The organism is Methylomonas sp. 2BW1-5-20, assembly GCF_052474515.1.
The window spans coordinates 4,241,514-4,255,489 of the sequence record NZ_CP184127.1; the positions used below are offsets into that span (position 1 = coordinate 4,241,514).

The 13,976-nt window shown below is 52.5% G+C and carries 13 protein-coding genes; all 13 read right to left on the reverse strand.

The annotated features are described in order from the left end of the window. Nucleotides 1-51: 51 nt before the first annotated feature. Nucleotides 52-1,284, reverse strand: coding sequence for a TIGR03862 family flavoprotein (locus ACH50O_RS19625; protein ID WP_446809437.1), 1,233 nt, complete (start codon nucleotides 1,282-1,284; stop codon nucleotides 52-54). A gap of 117 nt (nucleotides 1,285-1,401) precedes the next feature. Continuing rightward, the gene (locus ACH50O_RS19630) at nucleotides 1,402-2,094 is read right to left on the reverse strand and encodes a DUF4145 domain-containing protein (RefSeq protein ID WP_446809438.1); all 693 of its coding nucleotides are present in this window, start codon (nucleotides 2,092-2,094) and stop codon (nucleotides 1,402-1,404) included. Nucleotides 2,095-2,243: 149 nt separating this feature from the next. Then, a complete protein-coding gene (locus ACH50O_RS19635; RefSeq protein WP_446809439.1) occupies nucleotides 2,244-2,834 on the reverse strand; it encodes an anthranilate synthase component II in 591 nt (196 codons plus the stop codon). Further along, nucleotides 2,831-4,315, reverse strand: coding sequence for an anthranilate synthase component I (gene trpE / locus ACH50O_RS19640; protein WP_446809440.1), 1,485 nt, complete (start codon nucleotides 4,313-4,315; stop codon nucleotides 2,831-2,833). The genes ACH50O_RS19635 and trpE overlap by 4 nt, the downstream gene beginning before the upstream one ends. A gap of 108 nt (nucleotides 4,316-4,423) precedes the next feature. After that, on the reverse strand, nucleotides 4,424-6,211 hold the full coding sequence (locus tag ACH50O_RS19645; RefSeq protein WP_446809441.1) for a sigma-54-dependent Fis family transcriptional regulator: 1,788 nt from the start codon (nucleotides 6,209-6,211) through the stop codon (nucleotides 4,424-4,426). 218 nt (nucleotides 6,212-6,429) lie between these two features. After that, entirely contained in the window at nucleotides 6,430-8,112 is a 1,683-nt protein-coding gene (gene groEL, locus ACH50O_RS19650) for a chaperonin GroEL (protein ID WP_446809442.1), read from the reverse strand. Between the two features lie 20 nt (nucleotides 8,113-8,132). After that, nucleotides 8,133-8,426, reverse strand: coding sequence for a hypothetical protein (locus tag ACH50O_RS19655; protein WP_446809443.1), 294 nt, complete (start codon nucleotides 8,424-8,426; stop codon nucleotides 8,133-8,135). 113 nt (nucleotides 8,427-8,539) lie between these two features. Then, nucleotides 8,540-9,577 (reverse strand): aromatic/alkene monooxygenase hydroxylase FAD-binding subunit MmoC, encoded by a 1,038-nt coding sequence (mmoC, locus tag ACH50O_RS19660; RefSeq protein WP_446809444.1) that lies wholly within the window; start codon nucleotides 9,575-9,577, stop codon nucleotides 8,540-8,542. 1 nt (nucleotide 9,578) lies between these two features. Beyond that, nucleotides 9,579-9,839, reverse strand: coding sequence for a soluble methane monooxygenase-binding protein MmoD (mmoD, locus tag ACH50O_RS19665; RefSeq protein ID WP_446809445.1), 261 nt, complete (start codon nucleotides 9,837-9,839; stop codon nucleotides 9,579-9,581). Nucleotides 9,840-10,061: 222 nt separating this feature from the next. Further along, nucleotides 10,062-10,559 (reverse strand): aromatic/alkene monooxygenase hydroxylase subunit gamma, encoded by a 498-nt coding sequence (mmoZ, locus tag ACH50O_RS19670; RefSeq protein WP_446809446.1) that lies wholly within the window; start codon nucleotides 10,557-10,559, stop codon nucleotides 10,062-10,064. A 9-nt stretch (nucleotides 10,560-10,568) separates the two neighbouring features. After that, entirely contained in the window at nucleotides 10,569-10,994 is a 426-nt protein-coding gene (gene mmoB / locus ACH50O_RS19675; protein ID WP_446809447.1) for a methane monooxygenase regulator MmoB, read from the reverse strand. 9 nt (nucleotides 10,995-11,003) lie between these two features. Then, nucleotides 11,004-12,182, reverse strand: coding sequence for an aromatic/alkene monooxygenase hydroxylase subunit beta (mmoY, locus tag ACH50O_RS19680; protein WP_446809448.1), 1,179 nt, complete (start codon nucleotides 12,180-12,182; stop codon nucleotides 11,004-11,006). Nucleotides 12,183-12,211: 29 nt separating this feature from the next. Further along, nucleotides 12,212-13,795, reverse strand: a complete 1,584-nt coding sequence (gene mmoX, locus ACH50O_RS19685; protein ID WP_446809449.1) for an aromatic/alkene monooxygenase hydroxylase subunit alpha — start codon at nucleotides 13,793-13,795, stop codon at nucleotides 12,212-12,214. Between the last annotated feature and the right edge of the window lie 181 nt (nucleotides 13,796-13,976).

A 13,976-nucleotide genomic window follows, 5' to 3' on the forward strand; every position in this document is an offset into this window, starting at 1 on the left:
AAAAAATTACAGGCGGACATGATAACAAACCGCCAGCAAAACTCGCGTATCTCATTGCTGTTGCAGCCAGGCCAATGCCCCTAAGCCCGCCGCGCGGCCGGTGGCCAGGCAGGCAGTGAGTAAATAACCGCCCGTCGGCGCTTCCCAATCGAGCATTTCTCCCGCCACGAACAAGCCGGGAAATTTTTGCAGCATCAGGTGTTGGTCCAACTCGGTGAAACTGACGCCGCCGGCACTGCTGATCGCTTCTGCAATAGGCCGGGTGGCCGTTACCGCAATGGGCAGCGCTTTCAAGGTTATGGCAAGTTTGGCCGGATCGTCCATTTCGGCGGCAGACAAGGCTTCGCGTAGCAAAGCGGCTTTGGCGCCGCTAATACCTAAACGTTTGCGCAGATGATTGCTCAAACTGTCCTTGCCGCGCGGCGCGGCCAAGCGGTCGATGATATTTGCCAAGCTGCGATCCGGCAGCAAATCCAACTGTATCGCCGCTGAACCGCTGGCGGCTATTTCATCGCGCAGCGGTGCGGACAGCGCATAGATCAAGCCGCCTTCCAAACCATACTCGGCTATCGTCAATTCACCTTGTTGGTTGAACGACTCACCACGCTGGTTGCTGAATAGGATGCTGACCGGCTTGAGCGGCTGGCCGGCGAAACGCTCGCGAAAATAGTCGCTCCAGATCGTTTCGAAACCGCAGTTGGCCGGCTTGAGCGGTTCGACAGCGATGCCGCGCTGCGACAATATTGATTGCCAAACACCCGTCGAACCCAATTGCGGCCAACTGCCGCCGCCCAAAGCCAAAATCACCGCATCGGCCTGGACGATTCGCTCGCCGTCCGGCGTATCGAATCGTAAGCCATTTTCCGCCCATCCCAGCCAGCGGTGGCGCATCCGAAACTGCACACCGCTGGAACGCAGGCGATGCAGCCAGGCGCGCAGTAGCGGCGCGGCTTTCATTTCGGTCGGGAATACGCGGCCTGAAGTGCCGGCAAAGGTTTCGATACCCAAACCTTTTGCCCAGGCCCGCAACGCGTCTGGCGAAAAATCGTTCAGTATGGGTTCCAGTTCGCCGCGCCGCGCACCGTAGTGGGCTAAAAACTGCGCGAAAGACTCTGAGTGCGTGATATTCATACCACCCTTGCCAGCCATCAAAAACTTGCGCCCGGCCGACGGCATTGAGTCGTAAACGGTAACGCTCAAGCCGGCCTGGCTCAATACTTCGGAGGCCATCAGGCCTGCAGGGCCGGCGCCGATGATAATTGCCGAGTGGGTTTCTGAATTCATGGGAATACGCCTGATTTAGACGGATTATTGCCTTGATCAAGCAACAGTCGGCATCCTTGGCTTCAATAACTAAGCTTTAGTGCTCTACAGCAAAGCTGTCTCAGTGTGCTAGTTAAATTATTTACCATCTCTTTGTTTTATATATTCCTGCGTTCCTTCAGGGATTATTTCACTATAAAGGGATTCCAATTCTCTAGGCTTGGTAATCAATTCATCAGCAATAAAATTTAAAAGCCTAAAGAGCTTTAGTGCTATGTCTTTATTATCTTCAAGGTTTATCTGTCCTGGATGAACAGCATGGTTTCCGACTACTCGCAGTAAATCTAGAGCCTGCTGGACTTTTGGACTAAGTCCTTCAGCAACTAGTTCTTTAATATCAGTATTTATGTCCTTCCCTGTTTTGCCGGCTTGCTTTAATAACATTTGAAGAGCTAAACGAAGCAGCGCTGTTGAGCCTCGCGGCGAATTATTGAAAATGGTTGCTGCTTCAAGATAAAGTAATTTGATGCCATCATCCATATCCTCATTAGGAGGATGTATTGAAGTTTTTTGCGGATATACAATCACTCTATCAACCCACAAAGTTATGTCTTTACATGACATACATGTTGCAAGCGAAAATCTTGGCGGTATGTAACTTGCTGTGTTTTGTGCAAATGTTTTGTTTATGGTGTCAATGAAACTAGCTACTGCTTCTTGCTGATAGCTTTGTATGTTGGTTCTATAATCATAAAAAAGATGATTAATTAATTTTAAAATAGTGCCATTTGCATTATTAGCGTCGAACCATTGCTGCTGAGAGATAGCCATACAGTGAGGGCATTGAAATTTATTGCTTCCATACTCTGGTCTCGTTACCAATTCAATGTCCCTCCCTTAAAAACTAAGCATTTAGTGTTGATGTAATATTTGAACATCGAGACCACGGTATTGCGCCTTAATCAAAACTAACCGGCAATTTACCGCTGCAAAAAATTCCGCAACATATCATGCCCATGCTCGGTCAGAATCGACTCGGGGTGGAATTGCACGCCTTCTATATCCAGAGTTTTGTGCCTTACGCCCATGATTTCGTCGATATTGCCGGTCTCGTCCTGAGTCCAGGCAGTCACTTCCAGGCAATCCGGTAAGCTGGTTTGTTCGATGACCAGGGAGTGGTATCGGGTCGCGGTAAATGGATTGCTCAGGCCTTTGAATACACCGGCATCCTGGTGATAAACCGGCGAGGTCTTGCCGTGCATGATTTGCTTGGCGTGGATGATGTTGCCGCCAAAGGCGTAACCGATGCTTTGGTGTCCCAGACAGACGCCCAGAATCGGATATTTGCCGGCGTAGCGGTGGATGGTTTCCACGGAAATGCCGGCTTCCTTGGGTGTGCAGGGGCCGGGGGAGATCACGATTTTGTCGGGGCGCAACGCCTCAATGTCTTCCACCGTCACTTCGTCATTGCGTACCACCACCACCTCGGCACCCAGTTCGCCGAAATATTGCACCAGGTTGTAGGTGAACGAATCGTAGTTGTCGACCATCACCAATCTGACGCCGCTCATGCTTTGCCTCCGAGGCCGGCTTCGGCCATGCTGACGGCACGGAACACCGCGCGGCCTTTGTTCATTGTTTCATCCCACTCGTTGCGCGGCACGGAATCGTAAACGATGCCGGCGCCCGCCTGAATGTGTAAGGTTTGATCTTTAATCACCGCCGTACGGATCGCGATGGCGGTATCCAGATTACCGGACCAGGAAATGTAACCGACCGCGCCGGAATAAATACCGCGTTTGACCGGCTCCAACTCGTCGATGATTTCCATCGCCCGAATCTTGGGCGCACCGCTGACGGTGCCGGCCGGGAAGGTCGCCGCCAATACGTCGAAGGCGTTTTTACCTTCCTGCAACTCGCCGGTGACGTTGGAAACGATGTGCATCACGTGCGAATAGCGCTCCACAATCATCTTGTCGGTGAGTTTGACGCTACCGATTTTGGCGACCCGGCCGGTGTCGTTGCGGCCCAGGTCGATCAGCATCAAGTGTTCGGCGATTTCCTTCGGATCGGCCAGCAGTTCCTTTTCCAACTCCAAATCCTGTTCGTGTGTCTCGCCGCGGCGCCGGGTGCCGGCGATCGGCCTGACCGTGACTTCGTTGTCTTCCAGTCGCACCAAAATTTCCGGTGACGAGCCCACCACATGTAGATCGTCCAAATTCATGAAAAACATGTACGGCGACGGATTCAGGCAGCGTAGCGCCCGGTATAAGTCCAACGGCGCGGCGCTGAATGGGATGGACATGCGTTGCGACAATACCACCTGCATGCAATCGCCGTCGGTGATGTATTGCTTGGCTTTCAGTACTGCATTTTCAAAGCCTTGTTGGGTAAAGCCGGAAACAAAGTCGGTCTCCTGCACATGCTTGGTTGCTGCATTCGGTTGCGGGTGGGCATGCGGTTTGCGCAATTTTTCCACCAGACGATCGAGTTTGGCTTTCGCGTTGTGGTAAGCATTGTCCTGCGCCGGATCGGCATGGGTCAGCAACAGCATTTTGCCGGACAGGTTGTCGAATATCAGTAAATCTTGCGACACCATCAACAAAATGTCCGGCGCGCCGATGGGATCGGGCTTGCCGCTGGGTTGCAGGCGCGGCTCGATGTAGCCGATGGTTTCGTAACCGAAATAACCGACCAGGCCACCGTTGAAACGCGGTAAACCCGGCACGTCCGGTACATTGTAGTTTTGCCGAAATTCTTCTATCCACTCCAGCGGCTGGGTATGTTCGAAAGTTTGCGGGTCCGCGCCGTCATTTTCGATTGTGATGCTGTGGCCGCTGATTTTGATACGGGTTTTGCAGGGCAAGCCGATGATCGAATACCGTCCCCATTGCTCGCCGCCGTGTACGGATTCGAACAAATAGGAATAAGGGCCGTCGGCCAGCTTTAAATAAGCGCTGAGCGGCGTATCCAGGTCGGCCAGCACTTCGCGGCAGATCGGAATGCGGTTGTAGCCTTGTTGGGCGTAAGCGGTAAATTCGGCGGGTGTCATTATTATTCTCTTGAGGCAACCGGTTGTGCGACCCAAGATTGTAACGCACAACGCGCCCAGCAGCGACCCGCGCGGCTGAAAACTATGCGCGCCGAATTAACGCAATGCTTAACCGGCTTGGGATTGTTCGCGCCAGTCGATTTTATCCAAACCAAAGCGTTCGATTTTCCGGTACAGCGTGGTACGGGTTATCCCTAAGTTTTTTGCCGCCAGGGAAATATTGCCCGCGCACTCCCGCAAGCTGGCTTTAATACCGTACAACTCCCAGTCTTCCAGCGTCATAGCCCGGCCGGGAACCGCCGACATTGCGTAAGGCGGCATGTTGTACGGTGGTTTATTGTCGATGGCGGGCATGACTTTGGCGAGTTCCTCGACAAAATCCAGCGGCAAATCCTGCCGGGTAATCAGCGTGTCGCCGGCGGTGTAGACCGTCGCCCGGATCACGTTGATCAATTGCCGAATATTGCCGGGCCAGGGGTGCTGCTCTATTAACGTAATGACGCTGGGACAAATGCGGATTGCCTGGGGATTGGGCAGATTGGCCAGTTCGCGTTGCAGAATGTGATGAATGATGCCGAGTTTGTCGTCGCGTTCGCGCAAGGGTGGCAGATGAATTTGCGCGCCGTTTAAGCGGTAATACAAATCGCGGCGGAAACGGCCGGCTTCGACGGCTTCCAGCAAGGGGACGTTAGTCGCGGCGACGATTTGCACGTCCACCTTGATTGGCTTGCTGCCGCCGACCGGGGTGAATTCCGAGGTTTCCAAAACTCGTAACAGCGTGGACTGCAAATCCAGGCTCATATCGCCGATTTCATCCAGGAACAGGATGCCTTTGTCGGCTAACAGAAATTTCCCCGGTTTGCCGGCACTGCGGGCGCCGGTAAAGCTGCCGGCTTCGTAACCGAACAGTTCGCTTTCAATCAAGTCATGCGGAATCGACGCGCAGTTGATCGCGATCAAGGGCTGATTTTTCCGCGGCCCGGCGCTTTGCAACAGATTGACGAAGTGATCCTTACCCACGCCGGATTCGCCGGTAATCAACATCGGAATTTTGTGATGTTGCAGCTTTACGGCTTTGTCCACTAGGGCCGCTAATTGTTCGGATATTGCGGATTCGTGTTGGCTGGGTGGTTTTTTTGCCAGCTTGAACGGAATTTTTTCCAGTACCCGCGCCTGCGCTACCGGGCTTTGGGTTAGGGGCAGGTTGGTATTCAGCAGCACACACAGCAAATGTAGAAACGCGAACAGCGAATTCATGCTTTCCTGTCTGTCGCTGATCAAGCCGATCACGGCCTGTATGTTATCGTCCTGATCCAGTAAGGGGTAACCGACCGTGGTAAACGGGTGTAACAAACTTAAAAAGTGTTCCATGCCTTGAAAGGCGATCGGTTTTTTCAGCTGGGCAGCAGTGCCGATACCATTGTTGCCCAATACCGCTTCGCTCCAGCAACTGTGTTTTTCATGCAAGCTGAAGACGAAAGGGCTGGCAAACGGATTTTCGCCCAACACTTGTAACAAGCGGCCGCCTGCGTCGGTCAGTATCAACATCACCCCGGCTTCCTCGAGAAATACGTCGAATTGATGACCTAAACGGCCGAGCATATCCGAAATGCGTTGCGCCTTTTCGCCGACGGTGGGCTGTGGCTCTTCGGTCATGTTCAGATGATCCCATCGCACATAATTGCCTAACGGCAATTGATATTCTTCCAGACAGCGGCGCCAGGATTCGGAAACCTCGGGGCGCACCCAATCGGCATGATCAGGGACGCAGCGGGTTTGCGCCATCCAACGCCAGGCCTGCACCGGGCGATCGATTTCAAACTCCAAACTAGTTTTAAGGGTAAAGGCTTCCCGGATGATTTTTACGTTGTGGGGCAAATGCAAGGCAATATCCATTTTTCCTCTTGTATTTTGGTGCGCCAAATTAGTATCGGCACAAAACAAAAATATAAAAAACAGAGGTTTAGCTGCTTTTTACGGCGATGTTGACCAAAATAACAAAATCAAAAAAAGAGGCAATGCGACATAACGTCACATTACCTTACTCTATTGCAGAATATAGGAAAAAACGCTCACATTCGGAGGTTAGAGAGGAGCTTGAATAAGGGAAACGATTACATGCGTGGGTCTTCACGGGTGGCGGCAGCCCATTCCGGCGAATAGCCGGTCATGATGGATAAGTCGGGCACGTTCATGATCACCGTCTCGCTGCTGATTAAGGTGCCTACCACGCTCACTGCGTTGCGCAGGGCCATGCGCACTACTTTCACCGGGTCGATAATACCGATGTCCAGAAAATGTCCGAAACGCAAATACCGCATATCGATGGCAAAAGTCGGATCGGCTTGGCTGGATAGGCGGATCAGGATTTCGTCGCGGTTTAGACTGCAATTGCTCAGCAATTGCCGCAACGGCGCGCTCAACGCTTGCTTGACAATGGCAATGCCTTGTTGCTGCTCGGCGTTTTCGGCAATCACTTCGTCCAACACCGCCATGCAACGCCACAAACCCACGCCGCCGCCAGGCAAAACTCCTTCTTGCAGCGCTGCCTTGGCGGACAAATATGCGTTTTCGATCCGTACCAAACGTTCCTTGATTTCCACATCGGTGATGCCGCCGACACTGAATGTGCCGGTCTTGCCCGACAACAGAGCGATACGCTCTTCCAGTTCTTCGGCTTCGTGGGAGTTTCCGGTGGCGGAACCTTCGCCGGGTTTGCGGGCACGAACCAGGGCCAACTCGCGCCGGAGCGCCTCTATGCGTGTGTTAACCGGTTCGCGCGAACCAGCCGCGCCGATGATCGTCGTACTGCCTTCCACTATGACCGCGCGCTGTGCCTGACCCAGTTGCGCCAACGTGACGTCTTCTAGGCGACTGGCATGTGCCTCCAGAATAGCCGTGCCGCCAGTCAACAAGGCCAAATCGCTCAGGCGATTGATGCGCTTGTCACCAAAGCCGGGCGGCTTGACCGCCACCACTTTGAAAATGCCGCGCACGTGATTCAGCAACAAGCCGGTCAAAGCCTTCTCGGCTAAGGCCTCGGCGATCACCAGTAACGGCCGGCCTTCAGCGGCCACTTCTTCCAGAATGGGTACCAGATCCATAAAGTCGCTGATTTCCCGGTCATACAACAGAATGTAGGGCCGTTCCAAAATAGCTTCGGCGCGAGTTTTATCGGTGATGAAATACGGCGACAAATAGCCTTGCGCGTAATGGATCCCTTCCACGATCTCTAACTGGTCTTCGCGGCCATTGCCCAGTTGAAAGGTCAAAGTGCCGGCTTCGCCAAGCTCGGCCAAGGCCTGTTTCAATAATTTGCCGACACCGGCTTGGCCTTTGCTGGCGACCAAAGCGATTTTTTCGACCCAGTCATCCGCGCTGTCAGTGACGGCGTTTTTTTGCAAATGCTGCTCCACCAAAATCAAAGCCAACTCCATGCCTTTTTGCAATTGCATGGGATGAAAGCCGGCCGAGACGCTTTTCAGCGCTTCCAGCGCCAGACTTTGCGCTAGAACAATCGCCGTGGTAGTGCCGTCACCGACTTCTCGATACACCGAACCGGCGACATCCCGCAACATGCGCGCGCCCAAATCGGCAATACGGTCTTCCATCACTATGGCGTTGGCCACGGTGACGCCATCCCGGGTAAAGACGGGCATGATGCCGTCGGTCCGATGTTGAATCATCACCGCCGGCCCCGCGCTGCCCAGCGTAACGCCAGCCGCCCGCGCTACCGCATTGATACCCTGCAGCAGACGCTGCCGAGCTTCCGGGTTATAAATAACTTTTTTACTCATGTCTGGGTTGTCCCAATCGCTTATAGATGTGAATTTAATTTCATCAAGGTTTGCCCGACTTGGGCACGGGTTTGATGAGCGCGTTTCGCATTGGCCCAGGTCCGGATAAGAACTTTGTCCCAATAATCCATGCTGCGTTTAAAGTCCGTTTCTTCTTCGGCAGTGAACTTCTGATTCCAGAACTCTCTTAATTCCAGGACCCTGGCCTGGCCCAGTTTTTCCTGAATTTGCTGTTCTTCCAGCGTCAGCTTTCTGATCGTTTCATCCAGTTGAATAGCCATGTCTGCAAGAAACTCTACGTCATCGGCTTTCATGGTAGCCTCTGCATCGTTGCGCTCTTTTCGACGCGGAAAAAAGCGGTTTTAAATTGGCAAACAGGCGTGCCGCGCGACGACCAAACACCGCAACACGCTATTGGCCGGTAGCATTACGGCGAGCCGCTGGGTAGGAATTTTTCCAGATAGATGCGTTCCTTGGGGATACCCATTTCGGCGCACACCGCAAAGGTGGCGTCGACCATGCCCGGCGGCCCGCAGAGGTATAAATCGGGTTTGGCGCCGGTGTCCTTTAGGTCGCGGCGCAGGATGTCCACCACGCTGCCTTTTTCGCAATGCCAATCATCCGAACATTTCCACACGCAATTCCTCAATTCCAGCGTCGGCATTTGCGCGGCTAACTGGTTCAGTTCGTCCAGATGGAAAATTTCCGCTTCGGTATTCACGCCAAAATAAATGACGCACTTTTGCGGTTCGTCCCATTCGTGCATTCGGCGCACCATCGATAAGATCGGTGCCAGCCCGGTACCGCCGGCTACAAAATAACGCGGCGTAAAGCCGTTCTCTTTCAAGCCGAAAATCCCCGATGGGCCTTTGACATGTAAGCGCTGACCCGGTTTGGCGTGGTTTTTCAGATACTCTGAAAATTTGCCGCCATCCACGATCCGAATCAAAAACTCCAGATCACCGGTTTTATTGGCGGTATTGGCCGGCGAGTAGGATCGAGTGATGGTGGTGCCGGGGATTTCCAGGTCAAAAAACTGCCCTGAGTCGAATTTAATGGTCTTATCGTCGCCCGTGCGCCTAAGTAGAAACTTCATCACGTTGACGGAGATTTGCGACAACTCGACCACTTCGGCTTCAAACTCCAGGCCTTCAGGTGAAAATGAAATCCTGTCGTAGGTATAAGGCACTTCGATTTCTATGTCGCTGGTGGGATAGCAGCGGCATAACAGCACTTCGCCTGCTTCTTCCTCTTCAAAGGGCAAGGCCTGAGAACTGCATTTGCCCAGAACATAATCGCCTTCCGCGCAAAATCCTTTGCAGGTCGCGCAACCGCCTTCCCGGCAAGATGACATCAAATAGATGTCCTGCCGGACCGCCGCAGTGATGACGTCTTCGTCTTCGTAACATTCGAAGCTTACGGATTCACCCTCTTGGGTAATAATTTTAATCTGATGCGCGCTCATCTCATTCTCCCCGCCATTGGCTTTTGGCCGACACACTGAAGAATGCCAGGACATGCTCAACCGCGCGCCTCGATGCGTCTAGGGTTAGCGAGCACCCTTCCTGCACCAGTTTTTGGTCGCGATAGATGGTCCAACGCCACATAAACTCAAGATCTTCGCAGAATGCAGCGTAGGGTTCGATGTCGTATAGCTTGGTGAGCTTGTCGGCTTCACTCGGAAAAGCGGGCGTAACCGCCGACTTAAAATTTGAGAAAAAATCCATGATGCTAACTTCTATAAAGTGATTCGTTGTTATCGACGTTTGCAAACAGAGCAAGTAATGTCGCCATGCGGCGACGGAAACTGCCTTCCGGTTTTCGCAAACTATCGGTTTATTAGGATGTAAAGGAATCGCCACGCGTCCTGCATGGCAATTCGCAACATGTCACCGCCGTCTCTCCCGCATACTAAAACAGAGTTGGGCGGTGACAATCCCGCCGGACGATTACTGTAAGGTAACCACTTTCACGCCCCGTTTTTTACGCAGTTCCTCTAACGGTAAGGCGTAGTAGTCGGTGTTGCGTAGCTCCATGAGTTTGGTACCCAGTTGCCGATCGGTGTCCAGAAACACGTTGACCGGCATGATGGGTGGCTTGCAGGCCAGTCTGAAGTTGATATGAATACGCTCCGCTTCGTACATGTCTTCGCAGGTCTCCATTTTGGCGATGACTTCATTGGCAACTTGCTGCGCATTGGCGCCGCAGGTGCAATTGTTGAGCAGTTGAGTGTCATTGAATTCCTTGTGTTTCAATAGCGCCAGCTTCTCTTCAATTTTCAGCTCGATCCAAAGGCCATCCAATTCCAACGACCAGTCGGTTTTGAACGGACTCATGTGCTTGGCACGGAAATCGGTAATGAAAGCGTGCGCTTTTGCCAGGGTATCCAATGTGGCGATCTTTGCGATCCAGGCATTACGGGTCGGATTGTCATGAATATTTGCCATGGTTATCTCCTATGCCGCTGCCAAGTCTTTCAGTTTAACGTCAAGGCCCATCAATTCGGATGTGATGGTGAAGGTTTCGCCCAGCGTGTAGGCGCGGCCGATAGTGGAGGAAACATCCACCAGCAAATCGTAAACGCTGTAATGTTTGCCGAGCAATTCGGAGACCTCGATGCAGTCGATCTCGATTTTGCCGGTCGCTTTCAGCCACCAAAAGCCGGCGCGATCTTCCACCACCAGAGTAGGGTTGTCCGCTTTGTGCGAACCGAGCAAAATTTCTTCGACCACGGTGTTGAGTTCGTCGGATTTCTTCAACACCAACACCACTTCGTGGCTTTCATGCACGACCTGGTTATCTTCGGCAAAGTACTCGTCGGCAAAGGCTTTGCCGGTTTTTTGCATAATGCCTGCGTTGTAAGCATTTGAACTTTTAGACATGAGTTTTCCTTATTTAAGTCCGCTTAACACGGTTTTAATGAGGGCGGCGGTATCTACTTTGTAATTGATCGGATCGGCAAAATCGCGTTTCCAATCGGCAAATACCCTGACCAGTGCCGCTTCAATCGCAGCCTTGTCGCTGACACCGTTGATTTCCGGAATCGTGGCGTAAATCGCCATGAAGTCTTTCAAGGCATTGACGGTTCTGGGTAGCCATTTATTGGCCCAGGCCCGCATCAAACGATTGTTGTAATCGCCGAATTCCACATCGGCACCCAGGCAGGTATGGAACATGTCGGTGGTAATGCTCTTGGTTTGCGAGAAATACAGCTGCATTTGATTGATAAAGAACGGGGTCAAGTTATCACCGTAATAAGACGACAAGCGCATGAAGAATTCTCTGCGCACAAATTGCCCGAAGATCGGATCGCAAATCATATGGCCGGAAAACAGAATTTCGTTCCAGTCGTAAGTGGCTTGCCAAATATCCTGGACCAGTTCTCTGGCGCCTTTGAAAATAGCGCCTTTAGTCCATTCCTGTTTAGGAATATCGGTGGACTCGGGGAAACCCGGAACCAATTTGGACAAAAAGGTTCTTTCCGCTTGAATCATTTGCGCGTTGTCGACCTTGTCCAGACCAATCATCGCACTGCTCATCCGCAGCGTGTCGCCCAGACAATCCCGCACCACGGAGGAATGCGAATTGAACAGGCCATACTCGTAAAAGCCGAATGCACCCAGATAATCGCCCAACACTTCGTCGCGCCAGACCGGATCAATCGAACGCACATGGCCGTCGGCGGAATAGGCTTTCAGGAAGCGGTCGGTATAGCGCCACTCTTCGGCTTTGTCCTTGACATACAGCGCATGCCAACGGAAGGCCGGGTCGCGGTGCGCCAGCCAATCCGAGCTGCGCATTTCGGTGGATTCGTTACTCCAGGACGGGCGGCCGCCATGGAATTTTTGGGTCCAATCGCCCCAATCCAAACCGCCGGGAATCCAGTCCGGTGTCGGCTGGCTATAGCAACACAACACTTCGTATTCATTAATCCGCTTACCGCGCGGCTTCATGAAATAGTTCATCTTACGTTGTGTTTCCAATGGCTTGTCGGGCACGGCGGCCATGATTACTGCGGCAATTTCCGGGTCGGTCAGGCCACGTCTGCCACCATTCACTTCTATAGTCATAAGCAAAGTTCCTTAAAGAGTTGAAACGATTAGAGGGCTTTCAATGGATCGGAAAACACGCAATTAATCCGTTTGATGTCGTCCAATGTCCACAAATTGCTGTCTTTGTTGGTGTGCGGCTGGCTGATCAAGGTCTTGCCGTCGCTGCGCACGCCAAAGCCTTCGGCAATCACTTCCGATAGTTCGCGGCCTTCGTATTGTTCGAAGATGTTTTGGCACTCATAACGCTCGGGTTCCGACAGCCACATTCTTTCGCCCCACTGGTCGCTGAAGGAATGTTTTTTGCCGTTGAATTCCAGAACGCGCAAAGTGCTTTCGCCTTTGCAATAACTTGGACAGAACGGTACTTGCGAAACTCGGTCGATATAGATCGGATGGTTGTTTTCGATGAACCATTGGATGGGCAGGAAGCCGCTGCTGGGATCTTCGCAACCGCGCGCACGCCATTCGTCATAGACTTTGCCGTACATGTCGTACCAGCCAGGGTAGTTGGCTTCGTACCACTCAGCCTCTTCCTGGGTAGGCAGGCTCAAACGGAAGAAACCGGTAGGCCACAAGGCATAAGCAATCAGGAATAAATCGTGATGCGCCCAGTAAGCGTCTTTTTTGGCATCGCGCAAGCTGCGTGGCGATTCCACGCCGTATTTGCCCAGGCGTCCGATCCAGATGCCGCCCCAATCTTCATAAACCCAGCGGTTCCAGGTTTTCACCCAAGGCTCGACTTTGAAATGGCTGCCGTACTCGAACATCATGCCCAACACGGGTGTGAAGTATTTTTGTTGGGTCCAGAAAGCGTTGTTCAAATCGGTATTCAGATATTTCGAAGCCGCTTCGTCGTTGGCGATGGATACCACGGTTTGATAACCGTTGGCCATGTGACGCAACTCGTCGGTCTCAATCGACAGGAATACGGTCGGAGTCATCTCGTCGCCGTTGGCGGACGCCCATTCGGTCACGGCTACGATCAATGGATTGGTAAAGCAGGCTTCACCAACCAATTGCAGGTTGATTGAGCATTCCACCGCATCGCCTGAAATAAAGCCGTCGGAGAACACCCGTTTCATACCTTTCCATAGCGGTCCAATGGCACGCGTGCGGCGGGCATCGTTATGACCGGCGGCGTCTTGACCTTGTTTGGCAAAGTAATAGTTGATGTAGGCGCATTGGTTGGTGTGGCGAATCTCGTCAAGCACTTGGCCCAAGTAACCATTTTTTTGTTCGGGTGCGGTCGCGGAATCCCACAGCATACCGGTTGCGGCAATTGCGTTGTATTCGCCCACTTCCAGGAAGTTGGAAATGACTTTCATCGATTCATTCCATTTCGGATGCACGCGATTGGCGGCATCCACCCGAGTCAAAACGTCTTGCAAGCTACCGAATTGACGCTCGTCCTTGACCGATTCCATGCGCGCATATTCCTTAGCGATCAGCTTGAATTGCTCCTTGGTATCGTTGGTCATTTTGTATTTGGTCGAATATTTGGTTCGATTCTTATCAAAATCCCAAGTAAAGCTCTGCATCCATCTGTGAACCTCCTGCGCCCCCACGCTGACGGGCGCCGGGTTGGCGGCCAACGCGTCGGTTGCGGCTTTTGTAGCAGTACTTATAGCCATGTTGAATCCTCGTTGTGGTGTTATAAGAATGGCGAGGCTGTCGTCATTCAGCTAATCGGTGATGTTCCGTTGCCTTGAAGTGCTGATTTGCCTGGACTGACGCCAGCCTCGGAGGTCAAACAGCAACACGTGTGCCAGTATTGCGATTTCTGAATAAGCCATTTGTTAACAGATGGTTAGG

Bases quoted from the DNA above. Each gene is read 5' to 3' on its own strand.
- mmoY (WP_446809448.1), bottom strand. From the start codon at position 12,182: ATGACTATAGAAGTGAATGGTGGCAGACGTGGCCTGACCGACCCGGAA.
- mmoD (WP_446809445.1), bottom strand. From the start codon at position 9,839: ATGGATTTTTTCTCAAATTTTAAGTCGGCGGTTACGCCCGCTTTTCCG.
- ACH50O_RS19655 (WP_446809443.1), bottom strand. From the start codon at position 8,426: ATGAAAGCCGATGACGTAGAGTTTCTTGCAGACATGGCTATTCAACTG.
- ACH50O_RS19630 (WP_446809438.1), bottom strand. From the start codon at position 2,094: ATGGCTATCTCTCAGCAGCAATGGTTCGACGCTAATAATGCAAATGGC.
- trpE (WP_446809440.1), bottom strand. From the start codon at position 4,315: ATGACACCCGCCGAATTTACCGCTTACGCCCAACAAGGCTACAACCGC.
- mmoB (WP_446809447.1), bottom strand. From the start codon at position 10,994: ATGTCTAAAAGTTCAAATGCTTACAACGCAGGCATTATGCAAAAAACC.
- mmoX (WP_446809449.1), bottom strand. From the start codon at position 13,795: ATGGCTATAAGTACTGCTACAAAAGCCGCAACCGACGCGTTGGCCGCC.
- mmoZ (WP_446809446.1), bottom strand. From the start codon at position 10,559: ATGGCAAATATTCATGACAATCCGACCCGTAATGCCTGGATCGCAAAG.
- ACH50O_RS19645 (WP_446809441.1), bottom strand. From the start codon at position 6,211: ATGGATATTGCCTTGCATTTGCCCCACAACGTAAAAATCATCCGGGAA.
- ACH50O_RS19635 (WP_446809439.1), bottom strand. From the start codon at position 2,834: ATGAGCGGCGTCAGATTGGTGATGGTCGACAACTACGATTCGTTCACC.
- mmoC (WP_446809444.1), bottom strand. From the start codon at position 9,577: ATGAGCGCGCATCAGATTAAAATTATTACCCAAGAGGGTGAATCCGTA.
- groEL (WP_446809442.1), bottom strand. From the start codon at position 8,112: ATGAGTAAAAAAGTTATTTATAACCCGGAAGCTCGGCAGCGTCTGCTG.
- ACH50O_RS19625 (WP_446809437.1), bottom strand. From the start codon at position 1,284: ATGAATTCAGAAACCCACTCGGCAATTATCATCGGCGCCGGCCCTGCA.